This is a genomic window from Micromonospora zingiberis, assembly GCF_004331455.1.
GTDB classification, from domain to species: Bacteria; Actinomycetota; Actinomycetes; order Mycobacteriales; family Micromonosporaceae; genus Micromonospora; species Micromonospora zingiberis.
This window is the reverse complement of the sequence record NZ_SJJR01000012.1, coordinates 88,008-108,175: the sequence shown is the minus strand read 5'-3', so window position 1 is coordinate 108,175 and position 20,168 is coordinate 88,008. Positions and strand designations below refer to the sequence as shown.

At 70.7% G+C, this 20,168-nt stretch carries 25 protein-coding genes; 16 read left to right on the top strand and 9 right to left on the bottom strand.

The features are described 5' to 3' along the window. Positions 1-12 precede the first annotated feature (12 nt). Positions 13-1,167: an alkaline phosphatase PhoX gene (locus tag E0H26_RS18515; RefSeq protein ID WP_131305205.1), complete on the bottom strand. Its 1,155-nt coding sequence runs from the start codon at positions 1,165-1,167 to the stop codon at positions 13-15. Positions 1,168-1,467: 300 nt separating this feature from the next. Here E0H26_RS18515 and E0H26_RS18510 point away from each other — a divergent pair, with 300 nt between their 5' ends. The 3 genes from E0H26_RS18510 (at position 1,468) to E0H26_RS18500 (ending at position 3,357) form a co-directional block, all read left to right on the top strand. Beyond that, positions 1,468-2,586, top strand: coding sequence for a 3-deoxy-7-phosphoheptulonate synthase (locus E0H26_RS18510; protein ID WP_131305203.1), 1,119 nt, complete (start codon positions 1,468-1,470; stop codon positions 2,584-2,586). Positions 2,587-2,869: 283 nt separating this feature from the next. Continuing rightward, positions 2,870-3,112: a hypothetical protein gene (locus E0H26_RS18505; protein WP_131305344.1), complete on the top strand. Its 243-nt coding sequence runs from the start codon at positions 2,870-2,872 to the stop codon at positions 3,110-3,112. A gap of 44 nt (positions 3,113-3,156) precedes the next feature. Continuing rightward, entirely contained in the window at positions 3,157-3,357 is a 201-nt protein-coding gene (locus E0H26_RS18500) for a hypothetical protein (RefSeq protein ID WP_131305201.1), read from the top strand. A 63-nt stretch (positions 3,358-3,420) separates the two neighbouring features. Here the strand turns inward: E0H26_RS18500 and E0H26_RS18495 are convergent, their stop codons facing one another. The 3 genes from E0H26_RS18495 to E0H26_RS18485 are packed head-to-tail and all read right to left on the bottom strand — an operon-like array spanning position 3,421 to position 4,652. Continuing rightward, on the bottom strand, positions 3,421-3,957 hold the full coding sequence (locus E0H26_RS18495) for a DUF1360 domain-containing protein (RefSeq protein ID WP_131305199.1): 537 nt from the start codon (positions 3,955-3,957) through the stop codon (positions 3,421-3,423). Positions 3,958-4,014: 57 nt separating this feature from the next. Continuing rightward, positions 4,015-4,329, bottom strand: a complete 315-nt coding sequence (locus tag E0H26_RS18490) for a hypothetical protein (protein ID WP_131305197.1) — start codon at positions 4,327-4,329, stop codon at positions 4,015-4,017. After that, positions 4,329-4,652: a DUF6158 family protein gene (locus E0H26_RS18485; RefSeq protein ID WP_131305195.1), complete on the bottom strand. Its 324-nt coding sequence runs from the start codon at positions 4,650-4,652 to the stop codon at positions 4,329-4,331. The genes E0H26_RS18490 and E0H26_RS18485 overlap by 1 nt, the downstream gene beginning before the upstream one ends. Before the next feature lie 124 nt (positions 4,653-4,776). On the opposite strand from E0H26_RS18485, the gene E0H26_RS18480 reads away from it, so the two are divergent. Together E0H26_RS18480 and E0H26_RS18475 are read left to right on the top strand one after the other, a co-directional pair. After that, positions 4,777-5,277, top strand: a complete 501-nt coding sequence (locus E0H26_RS18480; RefSeq protein ID WP_131305193.1) for a hypothetical protein — start codon at positions 4,777-4,779, stop codon at positions 5,275-5,277. Between the two features lie 25 nt (positions 5,278-5,302). Beyond that, positions 5,303-5,632, top strand: coding sequence for a DUF3817 domain-containing protein (locus tag E0H26_RS18475; RefSeq protein WP_131305192.1), 330 nt, complete (start codon positions 5,303-5,305; stop codon positions 5,630-5,632). A gap of 69 nt (positions 5,633-5,701) precedes the next feature. On the opposite strand, the gene E0H26_RS18470 is transcribed toward E0H26_RS18475, so the two are convergent. Then, on the bottom strand, positions 5,702-6,232 hold the full coding sequence (locus tag E0H26_RS18470) for a DUF6232 family protein (protein WP_131305190.1): 531 nt from the start codon (positions 6,230-6,232) through the stop codon (positions 5,702-5,704). 457 nt (positions 6,233-6,689) lie between these two features. On the opposite strand from E0H26_RS18470, the gene E0H26_RS18465 reads away from it, so the two are divergent. Next, positions 6,690-7,661 carry a C40 family peptidase gene (locus E0H26_RS18465; protein ID WP_131305188.1) on the top strand — a complete coding sequence of 324 codons (972 nt, stop codon included), beginning with the start codon at positions 6,690-6,692 and terminating at the stop codon, positions 7,659-7,661. Between the two features lie 116 nt (positions 7,662-7,777). Here E0H26_RS18465 and E0H26_RS18460 read toward each other — a convergent pair whose 3' ends face one another. From E0H26_RS18460 to E0H26_RS18445, 3 genes are all read right to left on the bottom strand, one after another. Continuing rightward, the gene (locus tag E0H26_RS18460) at positions 7,778-8,767 is read right to left on the bottom strand and encodes a sigma-70 family RNA polymerase sigma factor (RefSeq protein WP_131305342.1); all 990 of its coding nucleotides are present in this window, start codon (positions 8,765-8,767) and stop codon (positions 7,778-7,780) included. A 411-nt stretch (positions 8,768-9,178) separates the two neighbouring features. Beyond that, entirely contained in the window at positions 9,179-10,135 is a 957-nt protein-coding gene (gene murQ / locus E0H26_RS18450) for an N-acetylmuramic acid 6-phosphate etherase (protein WP_131305184.1), read from the bottom strand. Beyond that, positions 10,132-11,046, bottom strand: coding sequence for a MurR/RpiR family transcriptional regulator (locus E0H26_RS18445; RefSeq protein ID WP_131305182.1), 915 nt, complete (start codon positions 11,044-11,046; stop codon positions 10,132-10,134). Before E0H26_RS18445 ends, murQ begins: the two co-directional genes overlap by 4 nt. A 196-nt stretch (positions 11,047-11,242) precedes the next feature. On the opposite strand from E0H26_RS18445, the gene E0H26_RS18440 reads away from it, so the two are divergent. After that, positions 11,243-11,938: an SDR family NAD(P)-dependent oxidoreductase gene (locus tag E0H26_RS18440; RefSeq protein WP_131305180.1), complete on the top strand. Its 696-nt coding sequence runs from the start codon at positions 11,243-11,245 to the stop codon at positions 11,936-11,938. On the opposite strand, the gene E0H26_RS18435 is transcribed toward E0H26_RS18440, so the two are convergent. Continuing rightward, positions 11,923-12,651 carry a dTMP kinase gene (locus E0H26_RS18435; RefSeq protein ID WP_131305178.1) on the bottom strand — a complete coding sequence of 243 codons (729 nt, stop codon included), beginning with the start codon at positions 12,649-12,651 and terminating at the stop codon, positions 11,923-11,925. The two genes, E0H26_RS18440 and E0H26_RS18435, sit on opposite strands and share 16 nt — an antisense overlap. On the opposite strand from E0H26_RS18435, the gene E0H26_RS18430 reads away from it, so the two are divergent. The 9 genes from E0H26_RS18430 (at position 12,587) to E0H26_RS18395 (ending at position 20,105) form a co-directional block, all read left to right on the top strand. Next, positions 12,587-13,432 (top strand): nucleotidyltransferase family protein, encoded by an 846-nt coding sequence (locus tag E0H26_RS18430; protein ID WP_276320402.1) that lies wholly within the window; start codon positions 12,587-12,589, stop codon positions 13,430-13,432. The two genes, E0H26_RS18435 and E0H26_RS18430, sit on opposite strands and share 65 nt — an antisense overlap. Beyond that, positions 13,429-13,704: a hypothetical protein gene (locus tag E0H26_RS18425; protein WP_131305174.1), complete on the top strand. Its 276-nt coding sequence runs from the start codon at positions 13,429-13,431 to the stop codon at positions 13,702-13,704. The genes E0H26_RS18430 and E0H26_RS18425 overlap by 4 nt, the downstream gene beginning before the upstream one ends. 10 nt (positions 13,705-13,714) lie before the next feature. After that, entirely contained in the window at positions 13,715-14,491 is a 777-nt protein-coding gene (locus E0H26_RS18420; RefSeq protein WP_131305172.1) for a metallophosphoesterase family protein, read from the top strand. Then, positions 14,482-14,625 (top strand): GPGG-motif small membrane protein, encoded by a 144-nt coding sequence (locus E0H26_RS29360; RefSeq protein WP_165521906.1) that lies wholly within the window; start codon positions 14,482-14,484, stop codon positions 14,623-14,625. The genes E0H26_RS18420 and E0H26_RS29360 overlap by 10 nt, the downstream gene beginning before the upstream one ends. A gap of 186 nt (positions 14,626-14,811) precedes the next feature. Beyond that, complete coding sequence (locus tag E0H26_RS18415) at positions 14,812-15,312, top strand: TspO/MBR family protein (protein ID WP_131305170.1); 501 nt, start codon at positions 14,812-14,814, stop codon at positions 15,310-15,312. 257 nt (positions 15,313-15,569) lie between these two features. Beyond that, a complete protein-coding gene (locus E0H26_RS18410; protein WP_131305168.1) occupies positions 15,570-16,919 on the top strand; it encodes an ABC transporter substrate-binding protein in 1,350 nt (449 codons plus the stop codon). A gap of 70 nt (positions 16,920-16,989) precedes the next feature. Further along, the gene (locus tag E0H26_RS18405; protein WP_131305166.1) at positions 16,990-18,042 is read left to right on the top strand and encodes a carbohydrate ABC transporter permease; all 1,053 of its coding nucleotides are present in this window, start codon (positions 16,990-16,992) and stop codon (positions 18,040-18,042) included. Between the two features lies 1 nt (position 18,043). After that, positions 18,044-19,009, top strand: coding sequence for a carbohydrate ABC transporter permease (locus tag E0H26_RS18400; RefSeq protein WP_131305164.1), 966 nt, complete (start codon positions 18,044-18,046; stop codon positions 19,007-19,009). A gap of 61 nt (positions 19,010-19,070) precedes the next feature. After that, positions 19,071-20,105 carry a LacI family DNA-binding transcriptional regulator gene (locus E0H26_RS18395; protein ID WP_131305162.1) on the top strand — a complete coding sequence of 345 codons (1,035 nt, stop codon included), beginning with the start codon at positions 19,071-19,073 and terminating at the stop codon, positions 20,103-20,105. Positions 20,106-20,168 lie beyond the last annotated feature (63 nt).

Below are 20,168 nucleotides of genomic sequence, written 5' to 3'. Positions count from 1 at the left end.
ACCCACCGGCGGTCAGGAGCGGAACGGGCCGCGCACCTCGTAGGTGATCCCGCCCGCCGAGGATCCCGAGGTGCCGCGCTGCGAGGAGAAGTAGAACCGGGTGCCGTCCGGCGAGAAGGCCGGCCCACAGATCTCGGAGGACGACTGCCCGGTGATCCGGAGGAAGGGCGCGACGATCTCGTCCGGAGTGATCACGCAGATCTCCATGTTGCCGCCGTCCTCGGCCACGTACAGGTCGCCGGAGCGGGCGCCGGTGATGTTGTCCACGCCGGTCAGCGGCGCGCTGCCGGAAATCCGCGCGGCGTCGTACGCCAGGTCGATGCGCTCGTCGACCGCGTCGTACGCCCAGACCCGGTTGTCGCCCTTGGTGGTGAACCAGCAGGTGCCGTCGGCGTACCAGCACCCCTCACCACCGTTGAAGCGCTTGGCCCCGGAGACCTGGCTGCGGGTCAGGGCGCTCGCCGCCGCCGGGTCGGGCACCCGCGCCCAGCTCACCGGGCCGCTGGTGGCGGTGCCCGCGACCAGCACCTCCAACGTGCCGCTGGCCAGATTGCCCCAGGTGGTCGGCCGGAAGCGGTACAGGCAGCCGTTGGTCTCGTCCTCGGTCAGGTAGATCACCCTGCGGTCCGGGTCGCAGGCCGCGGCCTCGTGCTTGAACCGCCCCATCGCGTCCCGGCGTACCGCCGCGGTGCCGCCCTGCGGGTAGGTCTCGTAGACGTATCCCCGACTGACCTCCTCGCAGGAGAGCCAGGTGCCCCAGGGCGTGGCGCCGCCGGCGCAGTTCTGGTTGGTGCCGGAGAGGATCCGGTACGCCGAGGCGATGCTGCCGTCGGCGTTGAACCGGACCGCCGAGGCGCCACCGCCGGGGGTGATCTCGGAATTCGAGACGTAGATCCAGCCGGTTCCGGCCGCGAAGCAGGCACCGCCGTCGGGCGCGTCGTGCCAGGCGTACGACGTACCGGCGACCGCCTGGCGGGACCGGGCGATCACCCGACTGGTGAAACCGGCGGGCAACTGGATGCCGTTGGCGTCGGCGGTCCGCAGCGCCCCGTACGGGCTGGGACCGGGCTGAGCTGGTGCGGCCACGGCGGCGCCCGCCCACAGGCTGCCGGAGAACGCGGCGGCGCCACCGGCGACGGTGGCGCGCAGGACGGTACGACGATCCATCGGATACCTCCGGTTCATGGCGTTCGGTGGCGCTGAAACTACCGGCGGTTCCATCGATGGGGGTGAACACGAGGCGAGGCTTTGCCGACAAGGGGGTGAGCGCTCGCCCACCGTCGGGTACGCTGGTCGCCGTGACGCGGTCGTATCGATGGTTTAGGCAGCCGGCTCGCAAGCCGGTGACCTCACCATGATCTGACGTCACCGTTTCGAGCCGGCCGGGCAGGAGTTACCTTCCTGCCCTTTTGCCTACGAGCAGCCGGCTCGTCCCGGGCACCGGCCCCGGGTGCGGTCGGCGAAAGGATGCCCACCGTGACGACCCCGGACAACCGTCGCGTCATCGATCAGCGGATCGACCGTGTCGTACCGCTGACCACCCCGGCGCTGCTGCACCACGAGCTACCCCTGGACGACGACCTGGCAGCAGCCGTGGTCGCCGGTCGGCGTGCCGCCGCACAGGTCCTCGACCGGATCGACGACCGGCTGCTCGTGGTGGTCGGCCCGTGCTCGGTGCACGACCCCGCCGCCGCCCTGGAGTACGCCCACCGACTGCGCGACGCGGCCGACCGCGTCGCCGACGACCTGCTGGTGGTGATGCGGGTCTACTTCGAGAAGCCGCGCTCCACGGTCGGCTGGAAGGGCCTGATCAACGATCCGGGGCTGGACGGTTCCGGCGACGTCAACGCCGGCCTGCGGAGGGCTCGGGCCCTGCTGCTCGACGTACTGCGCCTCGGGCTGCCGGTCGGCTGTGAGTTCCTCGACCCGATCACCCCGCAGTACATCGCGGACACGGTGGCCTGGGGGGCGATCGGTGCCCGCACGGTGGAGAGCCAGGTGCACCGCCAGCTCGCCTCCGGCCTGTCCATGCCGATCGGCATGAAGAACCGCCCGGACGGCAGCATCGCCACCGCCGCCGACGCGATCCGAGCGGCTGGCGTACCGCACGTCTTCCCCGGCATCGACGTCTCCGGCACCCCGGCGATCATGCACACCCGGGGCAACGCCGACGGCCACCTGGTGCTGCGCGGCGGCGGCGGGCGACCGAACTACGACGCCGCGTCGGTGGCCGCCGCCCTGGAACTGCTGCGAGCCGCCGGCCTGCCCGAGCGGCTGGTGGTGGACGCGAGCCACGCCAACAGCGGCAAGGACCACCGCAACCAGCCCACGGTCGCCGCCGACGTGGCCGGGCAGATCGCCGCCGGGCAGCGGGGCATCGTCGGGATCATGCTGGAGAGCTTCCTCGTCGCCGGACGACAGGACCTCGACCCCACCCGGGAGCTGACCTACGGCCAGTCGATCACCGACGCCTGCATCGGCTGGGACACCACCGACGAGGTGCTCACCCAGCTCGCCGCCGCCGTACGCAGCCGCCGAGCCACCCGCCCCAGCCCCGACCCGCACTCCCTCCCCACCCCCGCCTGACCGCAACCCCATCCCCGTCCCCGCTCGGGTCGATCATGAAGTTGTCGCCGGGAAGTCGCATTTCCCCGCCGACAACTTCCTGACCGACGGAGCTGGGGCGGGTCCGGGGTGGGCGGGGTGGGCGTTTGGGTGCAGGGGGCGCGGGTAGCTCACGGACGTGACCGACGACGTACCCGTGACCGGGGCACCGACCGCGCCCACGACGCAGGCCCGCCTGCCCGAGGCCGTGCTGGCCGACGTGCCCGTGGTCGACACCGCCGCGATCGATCCACCCACCACCGACCTGCCGGGCACGGTCGCCGCCGTACCCGACGAGATTCAGGTCGAGGAGGTGGACACCCGGCCGTTGGACGAGCTGCTCGACGACCTCTACCACGGTCAGGAGCGGATCAGCCAGGTCGACATCTACCGCCGTGCGGTCGCGGCGGAGCTGCCCGCGCAGCTACTCGCCCGGCTGAACGCGCTGCCCCAGGGCGAGTACGCGGTGGACGAGGTGACCGACCTGCTGGGCGGCTCGGTGGGCTGACCCCCTGCACCAGCCGGCTCGGCGGCGACCAGGAGAGGACCGTGATGTCGCAGCAACCCAAGGAAGATCAGCACGAGCGGGTGCCCGCGCTCGCCCAGCCCTCGGAGGGCACGGACACCCTGCCCGAGGCGGATTTCGCCGACGAACACGAACGTACCGCCGTGGACGACGACATCCTCACCGGTGCCGACTCCGACGAGCGGGAACCGGAATCGCCGCGCGGCTGGTCGGGCATGCAGCGCTGAGCCCGCAGGCTGTCGTGACGCCGCCGGCCCGGTGAACCGGGCCGGCGGCGCTTCGTCGGGTGTTCAGTCCTCCTTGGCGTGGTGGCCGTCCGCGCCCTGCTGGGCCATCGCGTACGCCATCTGGAGGAAGTCGGAGGCGGCCACCGCGGTCAGCGCGGTGGCGACCAGCCGGGTCAGTCGCGGTGCCAGCACCAGACCGCCGGTCAGCCCGGTCGCCACCCAGACCGCCAGGCAGAACGGGCAGCTGAGCAGTTCCCCGATCGCGTGCCGGGTGGGGCTACCGGAGTCACGTACCTGTTCCATCACCTCGCCGCTGCCGATCGGGCGGTCGTAGCGCGTGAAGGGCGCCCGCAGCGGGCTGGTCACGGCGTCCTTGGAGAGCAGCCGGCTGAGCTTGTGGGTCGCGATCGACAGGAGCACCACGTCGGAGGTGGCCGGCCGCTCCGGCACCGTACGCCCGGTCGCCTTGACCAGGGCGGCGATGGCTCCCGCCACCCCGGCGTAGGTGCCCATCGCCACCAGGTACCCGCCGAGTGGGCGGTGCTCGTGTGGGGCGTACGCCTGACGCAGCCTGGTCACCTTCTGCTTCAGCAAGCTCACCCGGACTCCTTCTGGTCACGCCGCGAGCCGTCGCGGTGCTCTGGGGGATTCGGCCGGTCAGCCGGCCTGGAGGTTGTCGGCCACCTCTCGGGCCAGGTTGTCCAGCGCCTCGTCGGCCAGCCGGTCGGCCTGACCATCGCCGGCCAGGTCGAGCCAGGCCCGGGCACCGCCGGTGTCCTCCGGCTCCACCCGCAGCTCCGCCGACCAGTCCGTGTCGCGGGCGCTCCAGCGGGCCCGCAGTCCGTCGGGGTCGGCGTCGCGCGGCGCGGACAACAGCGGCTCGGGCAGCCAGGCGGCGATCCGGTCGGGGTCGGTCGCGGTGTTGTAGACCACCTCGGGCGGCGCCGACATGCCCCGTTCCGCGTACGCCATCACAGGTCCCGCAGCCGGCTCGGGTCGACCTCCCGCCCGGGGTGCCGCGCGAGGTACTCGGTCTCCAGTTCGGCGGTCCGCCGCAGGTGGTTGGCCAGCGCCGAGTCGGTGGCGTGCCGCAGGGTGTCCAGCCGGGTCCGGTGCAGGCTCTGCATCTCGCGGATCAGGTCCTCCTCGGCCAGCTCCGCCGGGTCGATGCCGGGCAGGTCGGCGTCGAAGGCCATGGCGGGGGTACGGTCGTCACCCCATTCCGGGATCCGCTGCTCGGGGCTCACCTCGGTGCCACCGGCGGGAAATCCGTCCTGTCGTCCCGATGCCGTCATCTCATGCCCCCTAGTCCGTCGTGGGCTGGCGTCTGTACGGTTGCCCACCGCCCGGGCGGCCAAACCAACGCCGTCACTACGACACCGCGTCGGAGAGCGGCGTCGGTTTCGGTACCCTCGTGCCATGAAGCGGCTCTGGACCCCGGCGTGGATCGCCCGCCACGTGGCCATGGTCGTGCTGGTGACGTCCTTCCTGGCACTGGGCTGGTGGCAGGTCAGCCGCGCGGCCGCCGGCAACGCCATCAGTTGGGGCTACGCGGTGGAGTGGCCGATCTTCGCGGGGTTCGTGGTCTTCGTCTGGTGGCGTGAGGTCCGCCACGCGCTGGGGGGCAACCGGTCGGCCACCGACCCGCCCGCGCCAGCGGCCGACGCCAGCACGACCGGCGGGAGCGGTGGGCCCGACGACGGCGACGCCGTACCCGCCGGGTTGCCCGGCGCCGGGGAGACGGCCCGGTCCGCCGGGTCGGTCGCCGCCCGTCCACGGCCCGGCATCCGTCGGCCGGTACGGGTCGTCCGCGCCGCCGACCGCGACGGCACGGACGACGCCGAGCTGGCCGCCTACAACCGCTACCTGTCATGGTTGAACGCCAACCCGGGCGCGAAGCCCGGCGACTATCCCGGCTGAGCCGGCTCGGAAGGACGGACGAGAAGTGCGCGCTGCCCTCACCCGCTACCGCGTGATCGCCTGGATCGTCGGTGTGGTGCTGATCCTGCTGGTCGTGATCGGCATGCCCTTGAAGTACGGCTTCGACGAGCCGATCGTGGTGGAGACCGTGGGCCAGGCGCACGGCTTCCTCTACATGGTCTACCTGGTCGCCACGTTCGACCTGTCCCGGCGGGTCAACTGGCCGCTCAAGCGGATGATCCTGGTGATGCTGGCCGGCACCGTGCCGTTCCTGTCCTTCTGGGCCGAGCGCCGGGTGAGCACCCTCGTCCTCGCCGAGCAGCCCGAGCCGACCCCGGAGCCGGTAGCCAGCTAGCCGGCGGGTTGGTTAACCGGGGGCCCCTTTACTACGCCAGGCGTTAACAGGGGGCCCTTCCTTTCCGGGTCAGCGGTGGGGGCGCCATAGTTCGGCGGACGCGAGCGGGTCCTCCCAGTCGCCGGGGCCGTGCAGTTCGCGGGCTCGGCGCAGGGCTCGGCTCACCTGGCCGAACTGGTGCTCGTCGTCGCTGCTGAACAACAGCTCCGCCACGCCCGCGCGCTGGCCCCACAGCTCGTACGCCGGTGGCCGCCACCGGTCGCCGGCCGCCGCGAGCAGCACCGGCACCAGGAACACCGCGCCGAGCAGCAGGTACGCCCCGGCGGTGAGCCGTTGCAGGCCGCCGGTGAAGCCGAGCGCCAGCCCGATGCCCCCGATCACCGCGGCGGAGACGAGCACGGCCCGGGTGGCCACCCGGTCGTGTGGCCCCCGGGTGGTGTGCAGGTGGGTCAGTTCGCCGACCTGCCAACTGGTGCTGCCGACGGTGAACCGGTCGGCCGTGACGATGATTCCGGGTCGGGCGTAGAGCAGCGTCGGTTTCCCGCGCGCGGCACCTCCCGGTGACCGCGGCGGTCGCGTCGTCGCACCTTCACGCTCCACGGCCCCCTCCTCCCACGGCTGGTGGTGCCGGGTCGGCCGGCCGGCCTGCCCGGTCGACGCAGATCGACGGGAATCCCGGCTGTGCGACTCATTGTGTGCCGCTCTCGCCACTCGGACCTGCCTGTTTCCCGTGGTCACGTCCTCGGAGCGGCAGGGGCACGCCGGAAAGAGTGCACCAAGTCCGGCTTATCGGATATAGCGCGCAGCGAACCGGCGTCATGTGCCGAGAGTGATCCCTCCGGCATCTCCGGTATACCAGACTATTGCCCTGAAACGGGAATGCGTTTCAGTCTCCGCGTCATCATTGGTCCCGACTTTCTCTGCGGCTGACTCCTGTCCCGTACTACCTTGGGCGGGTCGGCCTGGTCGGCCGCCGTCCAACCGGACGGCACCGGGCCGGTGCCGTCGCGGAGCGTCAGCTGGTCCGCGCCGGCCCTGGGAGAGGAGCCGCAAGCTCTTGTCGCCCCTGATACGCACGCTGCGCGCCCTGACCGTCACCGCCTTCGCACTGGCGCTGATCGCGCCCGCCACGGTGGCCCGGGCCGAACCGTCCCCCGCCGAACTGACCCGGCGGATCGACAAGGCGTCCACCGAGTTGGAGACCGTGGTGGAGGCGCACAACGAGCTGCGCGAGAAGATCAAGGACAACCAGGCCGCCGTCGGCCGGCTACAGGAACGGATCGGCCCACTGGAGCGGCAGGCCGCGCAGAGCCGCGCCGACGTCACCGAGTTGGCCACCACCGCGTACAAGACCGGCAACCTCGGCGCGGTCGACGCGCTGCTGCACGGTGGCGACTCGGCGTCGGTGTTCGACCGGCTCGGCACCCTGGACCACCTGACCCGGCAACGCCAGGCGACCATCGCCAGCTACACCGCCGACCAGCAGCGGCTGGTCAACGAGAAGACCCGGCTGGATGTGACGCTGACCCAGCAGGCGGCCCGATCGCGGGAGCTGAGCACCGCGAAGCGACGGATCGAGCGGGATCTGGCCAAGTTGTACGAGTTGCGCCGCCAGGCGTACGGCCGGGCCACCGACCGCCCGGCCAACCGGGCGAACAGCGCCGATGACGCGCCAGCCGTCTCCGGCCAGGCCGGCGTCGCCGTCCGGTACGCCTACGGCGCGCTGGGCAAGCCGTACGCCTGGGGGCAGGACGGACCGAACGGCTACGACTGTTCCGGCCTGACCTCGGCCGCGTGGCGGGCGGCGGGCAAGTCACTGCCGCACAACACCCGGATGCAGTGGGGGGTGGTGGCACACATCAGCCGCAGCGAACTGCGCCCCGGCGACCTGGTCTTCTACCGCAACCTCGGGCACATGGCGATCTACGTGGGCGGTGGGCAGGTCATCCACGCACCGACCTTCGGGCGGAACGTGGAGAAGCGCAGCGTGGACCTGATGCCGCCGTACGGCTACGGCCGGGTGCGCTGAGCCCGGCCACCTCGGGTCGGTACCGCCGAGCAGTGGCCGGGATGGGCCACCGCGAAACGACGAACGGCCGGCGTCCCCCTATCGGACGCCGGCCGTCTGTCGTCATTACTACCAGGTCAGGCCGCCTGTAGACCCTCCGCGCGGGCCAGCTCACGGAGCCGGCCGAGCGCCTGGATCTCCAGCTGCCGGATCCGCTCGCGGGACAGCGAGAACCGCGACGCGACCTCGGTCAGCGAGTGCTCCCGACCGTCTTCGAGCCCGTACCGGGCCCGCATGATGCCGGCGGAACGGTCGTCCAGGTGGTTCAGCAGACCCTCGATCCGCTGCCGCTCCAGACCGGTGAGCACGATCTCCTCCGGCGACGGGGCGTCGCTGTCGGCGACCAGGTCACCGAGGTTGGTGTCACCGTCGTCGCCGACCGGCGTGTCCAGCGACACGGTGTCCTGTGACCAGCGGACCAGCTCGTTGACCCGCTCGACGGTAACCCCGAGGGCCGCCGCGATCTGCTCCGGCTCCGGGTCGCTGCCCAGTTCACGGGTGAGCTGACGGGCCACGTTGCGCATCCGGTTGACGTCCTCCACCAGGTGCACCGGCAGCCGCACGGTGCGTTCCTGCTGGGCGATGGCCCGGCTGATCGCCTGGCGGATCCACCAGGTCGCGTAGGTGGAGAACTTGTAGCCACGCTCGTAGTCGAACTTCTCGACCGCCCGGACCAGACCGGTGTTGCCCTCCTGGATCAGATCCAGCATGGGCATTCCCGAACGGACGTAACGACGGGCGATCGACACCACCAGGCGCAGGTTGGCCCGGATGAACAGGTCCTTGGCCCGGTCTCCCTCGGCGACCAACCGCGACAACTCCTCCCGGGTGGCGCCGTCGGGTACGCGGTCCTCGCCGAGCAGGTGCTCGGCGTAGAGGCCCGCCTCGATAGCCTTGGAGAGGTCGACCTCCTTGGCGGCGTCCAGCAGTGGCGTCCGGGAGATCTCGTGCAGGTAGACTCCGACCAGGTCGCGCTCCTCGGCAACCTCGTCGGTTCGCATCCCGATGTTCTTGTCCACGTTGCCCACGGTCCCCTCAATCGCGCCGGTTGCCCGGTTCCTTGCCATCCCCACGCTCATCAGCCCCTCCCCCGTAACCTCTGCTGTGCCCACAGGTGCTGACACCTACACAACAGATGAGACGTGTCGGGGATTCCATGTCGTGGGTCGAAAGTGTCACGAATGCCTGATAATCAGCTGAGAGCACGGTCCATGTTTGCTGTCAGCACCCTGCCGGTGGTTCCATCGGCAGGCACCCCGTGAGGTCGACGGATCGACGAATCGCTGACCGTACCGGTCCATGGCAACACTGCCTGACCACCGGGTACAGCGACCCGGGTCACCACCGTGCTGCGATCCTGGTCACTGCCAGATACGCGTACGCGGACCGGTTGGTTCATCCACGCCGGTGGTAATACCCCACGCCCTGATGAACAATCCGCAGCCGGTTTCTATGCCCGGGTTTGGCGCTGACAACGATCAGGTGGCCAGCAGGGCGAGGGCGCCGCGGACCTGGTCCGCGGAGCGCGCCAGCGCGGCTCGGGCGGCCGTCACCGCCACCCCGGAGACGAGACTGACCAGGGCCGCCCGCAGCTCACCGTCGGCCTCGTCCAGCGCCCGCCGGGCGACCTCCTCGGAGCAGCCGGTCGCCTCGACCAGGATCGAGAGCATTCGTCCGCGGAGTTTCGCGTTGGTCGCCACAACGTCGATCATGAGGTTCGAGTAGACCCGGCCCAGGCGCACCATGACCGCGGTGGAGAGGCTGTTCAGCACCAACTTCTGGGCGGTGCCCGCCTTCATCCGGGTCGACCCGGCCACCACCTCCGGCCCGGTGTCCAGGCCGATGAAGACGTCGACGGGGCTTGCGGCCGACGCCTCCGGATTCGCGCAGAGCAGCACCGTCGAGGCGCCGTTCGCCCGGGACGCGGCGAGCGCCCCGAGGACGTACGGGGTGCGCCCGCTCGCCGTGAGTCCCACCACCAGGTCGCCGTCGTGCACGCAGTCGGCCGCCTCGGTCGCGCCCCGGCCCTCGTCGTCCTCGGCGTCCTCGACCGCCCGCCACACCGCCGTCGGGCCACCGGCGAGATGCGCGCAGAACCAGTGCCGCGGCGAGTTGAAGGTGGGCGGCAACTCGGCGGCGTCGAGCACGCCCAGTCGCCCGGAGGTGCCGGCGCCGAAGTAGTGCACCCGATGCCCAGCACGCAGCGCGGCGACCGCCAGGTCGACCGCCTCGGCCACCTCGTCCAGGACGGCGGCCACGGCGGCCGGCACCCGGCGGTCCCCCTCGTTGATCACCGACAGGACCTCGCGGGTGGACATCAGATCCAGGTCGACGCTGAGCGGGTCGCGTCGCTCGGTCGGCGCGCCGACCCGGACGGCGGGACGGCGGGTCGGCGCCACGGCCGCCTCGTCGGGCTCCACCGCACCAGCGGTCATGCCCGTCTCCGGCCGGTGCCGATCCGGCGGGACCGGACCGCCTCGGCGGTGACCTCCAGGGCCTTGCGTGCCCGGGGACGGTTGCGGGCGGCGACGCCGACGAACAGGCAGTCGATCACGGTGAGTTGGGCGAGCCGGCTGGCCATCGCCCCGGAACGGTAGGTGGTCTCGCGGGCCGCGGTGGTGAGTACGTGGTCGGCGACCTCGGTGATCGGCGAACGCGGGAAGTTGGTCAGCACCACGGTCGTCGCTCCCCGGGCCCGCGCCTGCTCCAGCACCTCGATCACGTCCGAGGTGGTGCCGGTGTGCGAGATGCCGACCGCGACGTCACCGCGTCCGAGCAGGGCGGCCGAGGTCAGTGCGGTGTGCACGTCGGGGAAGTAGAAGGCGATCCGGCCGATCCGGTGCAGCTTCTGCTGGAAGTCCGAGGCCACGAAGCCGCTCGCGCCCGCGCCGTAGACGTCGATCCGGCCGGCGCCGACGATCGCGTCCACCACCTGCTCGCAGATCGCCGGGTCGAGTTGCTCGGCGGTCTCCTCCACCGCACGCGCGTCGTTGAAGGCGATGGTCGCGATGATCTGCGCCAGATCGGCGCCGGGCGGGATGTCGCCGCCGACGACCCGGGCGTCCGGTGGCTCGATCCGCCGGGCCGCTTCCGCCGCGAGGCGGATCCGCAGCTGTGGGTAGCCGTCCATGCCCACCGACCGGCAGAACCGGATCACGGTCGCCTCGGAGGTCTCGGCGGCGGTGGCGAGGTCCGTGATGGTCCGCCGGGCCGCGTCGGCGGGATCGGCGACCACCAGCCGGGCCACCCGCTGCTCGGCCGGCGACAGCGACGGGAGCAGGCCGCTGATGTGGACGATCAGCCCGCCCGGCTCACCACTCGCAGAAATCTTCGGAGCCTTCGCCACGGATGAAACTTACTTTCAAAGGGCTGGGAGCGTCAACCACGCCACCCCGCTGCGGACGAACGTACCGGCGAGGCCGGTCACCACGGGTACAGCGTGCCACCCGGTACGCGCCCGTCGCCTCCCCCGCCGGGCCGGGCCCGGCCGGTCGGGTGGGCCGGTCGACCCGCCGACCGGCCGGCGACAGTAGCGTGGGGCCATGGCGGATCGCAGTGTGTTGATCACCGGAGGCACGGGCGGGCTCGGTACCGCGGTGACCGCGAGTTTCGTCGAGGCGGGCTGGCGGGTGGTGGCGCCGCAGCGCCGCGAGCCGACGCCGGACCCCGACCCGGGCCGCAACGCGCCGGTACGGCTGGTCGCGGACCTGACCGACGCGTCGGATGTGGCAAGAGTCGCCGAGGTGGCCGCCGGTGATCCCGAGGCACCGCTACGGGCCGTGGTCAACCTCGTCGGCGGGTACGCCAGCAACGGCCTGGTGCACGAGACCCCGGTCGAGGAGTTCGAACGGATGCTCACCCTCAACCTCCGCCCCACCCACCTGGTGACCCGGGCGGCCCTGCCGCATCTGATCGACGCGGGTGGCGGCGCGGTGGTCTGTGTGGCGTCCCGCGCGGCGCTCGCCCCCTTCCCGGGTGCGGCCGGCTACGCGACCGCGAAGGCCGCGGTGCTCGCCTTCGCCTCGGCCGTCGCGGTGGAGTACAAGACGGCCGGGGTGCGCTGCAACACCGTACTGCCAAGCGTCATCGACACCCCGACCAACCGGGCCGCCATGCCGGACGCCGACCACTCCCGGTGGGTCGAGCCGGCCGAGATCGCCTCGGTGATCCGTTTTCTGGCCGCCGACGAGTCGGCGCCGACAAGTGGCGCGGCCGTGCCGGTCTACGGTCGAGCCTGAAGCGGTACGACGCCCGCCGCCGGGCCGGCAGGTCGCACGTCACACCAGACCGGGTCGGCGCCGGCCGCCGTGCCGTCCTCGGCCGCCAGCCATCCGGCCAGGTGCCGCTGGATCTCCCGGGCCACCTCGTCCGCCGGCCGGGCCGCGTCGACGACCACGAACGTCGGGTACTCCGGCAGGGTGCGATAGGCGTGGTCGGCGGCGGCCAGGTAGGTCAGGCTCTCCTGGTCGGTGCCGCGCCGCTCGATCCGGCGGTACGCCTCCGCCGGCTCCACCGCCAGCAGGAACGTCACCTGCGGCTGCGGAAAGAGCCGGTAAGCGGCCCGGACGACACGCTCCCAGCGCTGCCCACCGTGGGCCCGAAGGCTGGCGTACTGGCAGGCGGCATAGCGGTCCATCACCGCGATCCGGCCCGACAGTCGGCTGCCGAGCAGCGCCATCGCGATGGCCAGCCAGCGCAACACGGATTCCACCAGGAGCATGCCGTCGCGCCCGAGGAGCCGTTGGGCATCGGGCCGACCCAGCCGGTGGGCCGCCCGACCCAGCCACCGTCGGCCGCCCGCATTGCGATGATAGGTGGCGGAATGTCCGCCAGCGCCGAGTGTGTCGGCGAGTAACTGCGCCTGGGTGGTCTTGCCGGAACCGTCGATGCCGACCAGGGCTACGGCGCGGAGTCGGGGCGGGCGTCGTCTGGAGAACGTCGGGGCCGACAACCACCCCAAGCTAGGGACTTCCGTCGATCTGACCACTCTCGACAGATTATCCGATCGGCGCAGCAATCCCGCGTACTTTGTGCCGGTTAAGGGACATTCACGGCGTTCCGCAAGCCGGGCAGGTGTGGATGAGTGGAATGCCGGGTACGGATCGGGGACCCCAACGGTGCACCCGACGAGCCAACGGAGTGTCGAGATGGCCGAACGCGACGACGAGACCCTTCTACACACCCTCAAGAAGGTCGCCGCCGTGCTCAAGCAGGCCGACATTCCGTTCGCCCTCGGCGGCAGCTTCGCCGTGTACGCCCACGGCGGGCACTCCAGCGAGCACGACGTCGATTTCCTGATCCGGGAGGCCGACGTCGACGGCGCTCTGGAAGCGCTCGTGGCCGCTGGCTTCACCGCCGAGCGCCCGCCGGAGGACTGGCTGGTCAAGGTCTACGACGGGGGACGGATGGTGGACCTGATCCACCGCCCGATCGAGACGCCGGTGACCGAGGAGACCTTCACCGACACGGTGGTACGGCCGGTCGACGCCATTCACATGCCGGTGTTGTCGGCGACCCAGTTGATGGTGCACAAGTTGCTCAGCTTCTCCCAGCACTACTGCGATTTCGCCCGTGGCCTGCCGCTGGCCAGGTCACTGCGGGAGCAGATCGACTGGGAACGGGTACGTAAGGACACGCAGCACTCGCCGTACGCGGAGAGTTTCCTGGTGCTGCTGGACAGGCTGGACGTCGTGCCGTACGCCGGCACGGCCGACGGGAGGGGAACACCGTGACCGCGCACCTCGATCCCGGCGCCGGGCCACCCGACGAGTATGTCGAGGCGGAGATCCATCGGCTGCTCACCGAGGACCCGGCCGTCGCCGAGCAGGGCATCACCGTGGTCCGTACGGAGCGCGGCCTCACCCTGTACGGCGAGGTGGAGAGCGCGCACCGGCGGGACGAGATCCTGCGCCGGGTGGCCGGACGCTTTCCGGACCTGCCGATCACCAGCGACATCGGGGTGATCCGTACCCAGGCGCCCACGGAGATCGAGCAACTGCCCTGAGGGAGGTTCGATGGTTATCCGGATCGCCGCCGTGGGCGACGTACATCTGGACGAGGACGTGGTCGGCCGGTTCCGGCCGGCCTTGGAGGAGTTGCCCGGCCGGGCCGACGTACTGCTGCTCGCCGGTGACCTGACCCGGCACGGCACCGAGGCCGAGGCGCGCTGCGTGGCCCGGGAGTTCGGCGGCCTGGGCGTTCCGGTGATCGCCGTGCTCGGCAACCACGATCACCAGTGTGACCAGGTTCCGCAGGTGGTCGGGGCGCTGGAGGAGGCGGGGATCACCGTGCTGGAGGGCGACGGCGTGGTGCTCGACTGCGCTGGCGGGCGGTTGGGCGTGGCCGGCGTCAAGGGCTTCGGTGGCGGGTTCGCCGGTCGGTGTGCCAGCGACTTCGGCGAGCCGGAGATGAAGGCCTTCGTCCGCACCACGACCGAGAGCGCCGACCGGCTGTCGGCGGCGCTGCGGTCGCTGGACTGCGACATGCTGGTGGCGCTGACCCACTACGCGCCGGTGCCGGACACCCTCGCCGGTGAGCCGTTGGAGATCTACCCCTTCCTCGGCTGTTACCAGTTGGGCCAGGCCATCGACGCCGCGCCGACCGCACTTGCCCTGCACGGCCACGCGCACCACGGCTCGGAGCGGGGCGTCACGCCAGGTGGGGTCCGGGTCCGCAACGTCGCCCACCCCGTGATCAAGCAGGCGTACAGCATCTTCTATCTGGGCGATCACCTTGATCAGGCCCAGGTTTCCTCAGTCGGCGCAGGGGGTACTCAGCAACCATGGAGCTGATTCTCTGGATTCTCGCAGTCGTACTGGTGGTCTCCGGCATTCTCGCGCTGTTCCGCCGGCAGATCCTCTGGGGCATCGTCCTCATCGTGGTCGGGCTGCTGGTCGGCCCGGGTGGTGTCAGTATCTTCAATTGACGTGGCGACACAGGCGTCGCCCGTACCCGGACCCGCCGGGGTCGTCGTGACCGGAACTCCGTCCTCCCGACGGGAGCCACCGGCCATGGCGACCCCGGCGTGCTTGTCCGCGTCGTCCGTCGTACCCCGGCGAACCCACGCCGGCCGGCGGGTTTGCCGGCCCGGTCGCCCGGAGAAGCTGTCACCATGCGGATGACTACGGCGCGGACCCGGCGGTCCACCGGCGGCGCCCGGCGGTGGTGGGCGTTGGCCGGTTTCGCGGTGGCCGTGATCGCCGCGGCGGCCGTCGGCAACCTGGCCGTGTCCGGTGCCGCGGCCGAATACGCGACCCTCGACCGGCCCGGCTGGGCACCACCGTCGTGGCTGTTCGGGCCGGTCTGGACCGTGCTCTACGCGATGATCGCGGTGGCCGGTTGGCTGGTCTGGCGTCGGGTGGGTTTCGCCCCGGCCCTGATCGTCTGGGCGATGCAGCTCGTGCTCAACGCCGCCTGGACCCCGCTCTTCTTCGGCGCCGGCCGGTACGGCCTGGCATTCGCCGAGATCGTGCTCCTGTGGCTGGCGATCGGCGCCACCGTCCTGCTGTTCCGACGCGTCCACGCCGTGGCGGCGGCCCTGTTGCTGCCCTACTGGGCCTGGGTCACCTTCGCCGCCGCGCTCAACTACTCGATCTGGCGGTTGAACGGCTGACCCTCCCGCCCACGTCGAAGTTCTTCGATCGGACGCGCCCAGCTCGGCCGAACCCTCCAGTCGATCGACGGGGGTGATCGGCGCGGGTGGGAGCGCACCCACCAGCGGCTACCTGGTTTCGGGATTGTTACTTGGTCGTGTCCGCCCAGGGGTGGACCCAGCCGGATGCAAGCGCTTACATGTGAAAACGCCCATCGGACCGGCGTCAGGTGACCGGATGCGACCCGGCCCCCCGCCGGCTAGGAAGGAGGACGGGCATGGCGATCTTTGCCAGGCCACGCCAGGCCCTCGCGATCGTTGGCGCGGTCGGACTGGCGCTCAGCGCTACCGCGTGCGGCACCGGAAGCAGCAACGACAGCGGCAACAACAACGCAGATTCCGCCGAGTGCGCCCCGTACGAGAAGTACCAGGGGCACAGCGGCAAGAAGGTGAGCATCTACTCGTCCATCCGTGAGATCGAGGCCGACCGCCTCGACGAGTCATGGAAGCAGTTCGAAGAATGCACCGGCATCAGCGTCGACCACGAGGGCAGCGGTGAGTTCGAGGCGCAGCTGCCCGTACGCGCCGACGGTGGCAACGCGCCCGACATCGCGTTCATCCCGCAGCCCGGTCTGATCGAGCGGTTCGCCGAGCGGGGTCAGATCAAGGCCGCCAGCGCCGACACCAAGGCGATGGCCGAGCAGAACTACCCGGCCGACTGGCTGAAGTACAGCACCGTCGGTGGCACCTTCTACGGTGCGCCGCTCGGCTCGAACGTCAAGTCGTTCGTCTGGTACTCGCCGAAGATGTTCCAGGAGAAGGGTTGGACCGTCCCGACCACCTGGGACGAGATGATCAAGCTCAGCGACACCATCGCGGACAGCGGCACCAAGCCGTGGTGCGCCGGCATCGAGTCCGGTGAGGCCACCGGCTGGCCGGCCACCGACTGGATCGAAGACGTCATGCTGCGTACGCAGACCCCCGAGGTCTACGACCAGTGGACGACGCACGAGATCCCGTTCAACGACCCGCGGGTCGCCGAGGCGCTGGACCGCGCCGGCACCATCCTGAAGAACGAGAAGTACGTCAACGGCGGCTTCGGCGGGGTGCGCAGCATCGCCACCACCGCGTTCCAGGAGGCCGGCGTGCCGATCACGGCCGGCAAGTGCGCGATGCACCGGCAGGCGTCGTTCTACGCCAACCAGTGGCCGCAGGGCACCCGGGTGGCCGAGGACGGCGACGTCTTCGCCTTCTACTTCCCGGCCATCGACCCGGCCCGGGGCAAGCCGGTGCTGGGTGGCGGCGAGTTCGTCGTCGCCTTCGCCGACCGCCCCGAGGTGCAGGCGGTGCAGACCTACCTGGCCTCTGGTGAGCACGCCAACAGCCGCGCGAAGATCGGCGACTGGGTCTCGGCGAACAACAAGCTCGACCTGGCCAACGTCAGCAACCCGATCGACAAGCTCTCCGTGGAGATCCTCCAGGACGACAGCTCGGTCTTCCGGTTCGACGGTTCCGACCTGATGCCCGCGGCCGTCGGCCAAGGGACCTTCTGGAAGGGCATGGTCGACTGGATCAACGGGCGGGACACCGCCACCGTCCTCCAGGGCATCGAGAGCAGCTGGAAGTAATTCCAGCGGTGGGCCGGTCCGCTGACGCGGGCCGGCCTGCCGGCTCTGTTGAGAACCCCTGGGAGGGTTGATGAACTTCGACTTCGCCGACCAGGCGCCGAAACTGATGATGTTGCTGTGGGGGCTGGTCGCCTTCGCAGTGGTGGTCGGCGGCCTGCTCTTCGTGCTCGACGCGGTGCCGTCCTTCTTCGCCCGGCGCCGCGAGGCGCAACTCGTCGCCGCGTCCGCCAGCGGGGCTCCGCTGCCCCGGCGGCCGAAGCAGCGTGAGGGTTTCTTCGCGTTGTTCTTCCTGATGCCGACGGTCCTACTGCTGCTGATCGGTCTGGTCGTCCCGGCGATCCGGACCACCCTGCTGTCGTTCATGGACGGCAGCAGCCAGAACTGGGTCGGCCTGGACAACTACCGCTGGATGTTCGCCGAGGACGCGATCGTCCGGGTCCTACTGAACACCCTGGTCTGGGTGACCCTGGTCCCGCTGGCGGCGACCGCCATCGGCCTGATCTACGCCGTACTGGTGGACAAGGCCCGGCTGGAAGCGGTGGCCAAGTCGCTGATCTTCATGCCGATGGCGATCTCGTTCGTCGGTGCCGCCATCATCTGGCGGTTCGTGTACGCCTACCGGGGCGAGGACCAGGAGCAGATCGGTCTGCTCAACCAGATCGTGGTCAGTCTCGGCGGCGAACCCCGGCAGTGGCTGCTCGACTCACCACTGAACACGCTGCTGCTCATCGTGATCATGGTGTGGATCCAGGCCGGTTTCGCCATGGTGGTGCTCTCCGCGGCGATCAAGTCCATCCCGGCGGACATCGTGGAGGCGGCCCGCCTCGACGGGGTCAGCCCGTGGCAGATGTTCTGGCAGATCACCATGCCGAGCATCCGGCCCGCGCTGATCGTGGTGGTGGTCACCATCTCGATCGCCACGCTGAAGGTCTTCGACATCGTGCGAACCACGACCAACGGCAACTACGACACCAGCGTGATCGCCAACGAGATGTACAACCAGGCGTTCCGGTACGGCCAGAACGGGCAGGGCTCCGCACTGGCGGTCTTCCTCTTCGTCCTGGTGGTACCGATCGTGATCTTCCAGATCCGTAACCTGCGTCAGCAGCGACGGGAGGGCTGAGATGACCACCACCACTCCCCCGGCCGCGGTCGGCGCCCAGCAAACCGACGGCGGGACCACCCGAGCGTCGCGGGTACGCAAGCGGCTGAACAGCCGCACCGCGACACTGGTCGCGATCGTCATCGCGGTGGTCTGGACCATCCCCACCTTCGGCCTGTTCGTCTCCTCGTTCCGGCCGGAGCCCCTGTTGAAGACCACCGGCTGGTGGACCTTCTTCCAGGATCCGCAGTTCACCCTGAAGAACTACCAGGACGTGTTGTTCGGGCAGTCCGCCTCATCCGGGCAGCTCGCCAACTACTTCGTCAACTCGCTGGTGATCACCCTGCCGTCGGTGTTGTTCCCGCTCGCGTTCGCGGCCCTGGCCGCGTACGCGCTCGCGTGGATCAACTTCCGCGGCCGGGACTGGCTCTACATCGCCATCTTCGCGCTCCAGATCGTGCCGTTGCAGATGGCCCTGGTGCCGCTGCTCAGCTTCTTCTCGCGCGGAGTCAACCTGGGCGGCGTCACCCTGCTGCCCGCCTGGAACCTCGACGGCGCACAGAACTTCGCCCAGGTGTGGTTCGCACACACCTGTTTCGCGTTGCCGTTCGCCGTGTTCCTGTTGCACAACTTCATCTCGCAACTGCCCAAGGACCTGATGGAGGCGGCCCGGGTCGACGGGGCCACCCACCCCAAGATCTTCCGCACCATCGTCCTGCCGCTGGTCGCACCCGCCCTGGCCGCGTTCGCCATCTTCCAGTTCCTCTGGGTCTGGAACGATCTGCTGGTCGCGCTCATCTTCGCGGGCGGAAGCGACGTCACCGCGCCACTCACCGTGCGCCTGGCCGAACTGGCCGGGACGCGCGGCAACGAATGGCAACGGTTGACCGCCGGTGCGTTCGTCTCGATCGTCGTACCGCTGATCGTGTTCCTGTCGTTGCAGCGCTACTTCGTTCGAGGGCTGCTCGCCGGCAGCGTCAAGGGCTGACCCGCCCGTGGTGCCGCCGCCCTGGGCGGCGGCACCACGCGGGTCGTGAGCGGGGTTAGACGTGACGAGGATCGACGATGTCGCCCGGCTGGCCGGAGTCTCCACGGCCACCGTCTCCCGGGCACTACGCGGACTGCCGACCGTGTCGGCGCAGACCCGGCGGCGGGTGCTGGCCGCCGCCGAACAATTGCAGTACGCCGTCTCGCCGAGCGCGTCGCGCCTGGCCGGCGGCCGTACCGGGGCCGTCGCCGTGGTGGTCCCCCGGATCACCCGGTGGTTCTTCGGGGTCGTCGTGGAGGCGGTCGAGGACTTCCTCCACCAGGCCGGCTACGACCTGCTGCTGCACAACCTGGGCGGGCGGGAGCAGAACCGGCAGCGGCTGCTGCGCACCGCCAACCTGCACAAGCGGGTGGACGCCGTGATGCTGGTCGCCACCCCGTTGCACCCCGCCGACCTGACCACCCTGGCCGCGCTGGACCTGCCCGGGGTGACCGTCAGCTCCGGCACCGACGTGCCGGGCTGGCCCTGCGTACGCATCGACGACGTGGCCGCGGCCCGCACCGCCACCCGGCACCTGCTGGACCTCGGCCACCGGCGCATCGCGCACATCTCCGGCGACCCCGACGACGAACTCGCCTTCACCGCGCACCTGGACCGCCGTCACGGCTACCACGAGGCGCTGCGCGCGGCCGGGCTGCGGCCGGACCCGGGTCTCGACGTGGAGTCCGGGTTCGACATCGCCGGTGGCACCCGGGCCACCGAGGAACTACTGCGCCGGGGTGACCCGCCGACGGCCATCTTCGCCGCCTGCGACGAGATGGCGATGGGCGCGCTGACCGCGCTGCGCGACGCCGGCCTGCGCGTGCCACAGGACGTCAGCCTGATCGGCATCGACGACCACGCGCTCTCCGGTGTGCTCGGCCTGAGCACGATCGCCCAGCCGGCGACCGAACAGGGTCGGCTGGCCGCCGAGATGCTGCTCGACCCGCTCTGCGGGCCGGCTGGCGCGTCCACCATCAACGCGGCGGGATCACCGGTGATCCTGCCCACTCGGCTGGTCGTACGGGACTCGACCGCACCACCGCGGGCAAACTGAACCACCTGTCACCGGCGTCCGCCGCCCCACCCGCTCCGACCATGGGAGTACGCCCTGAACGAC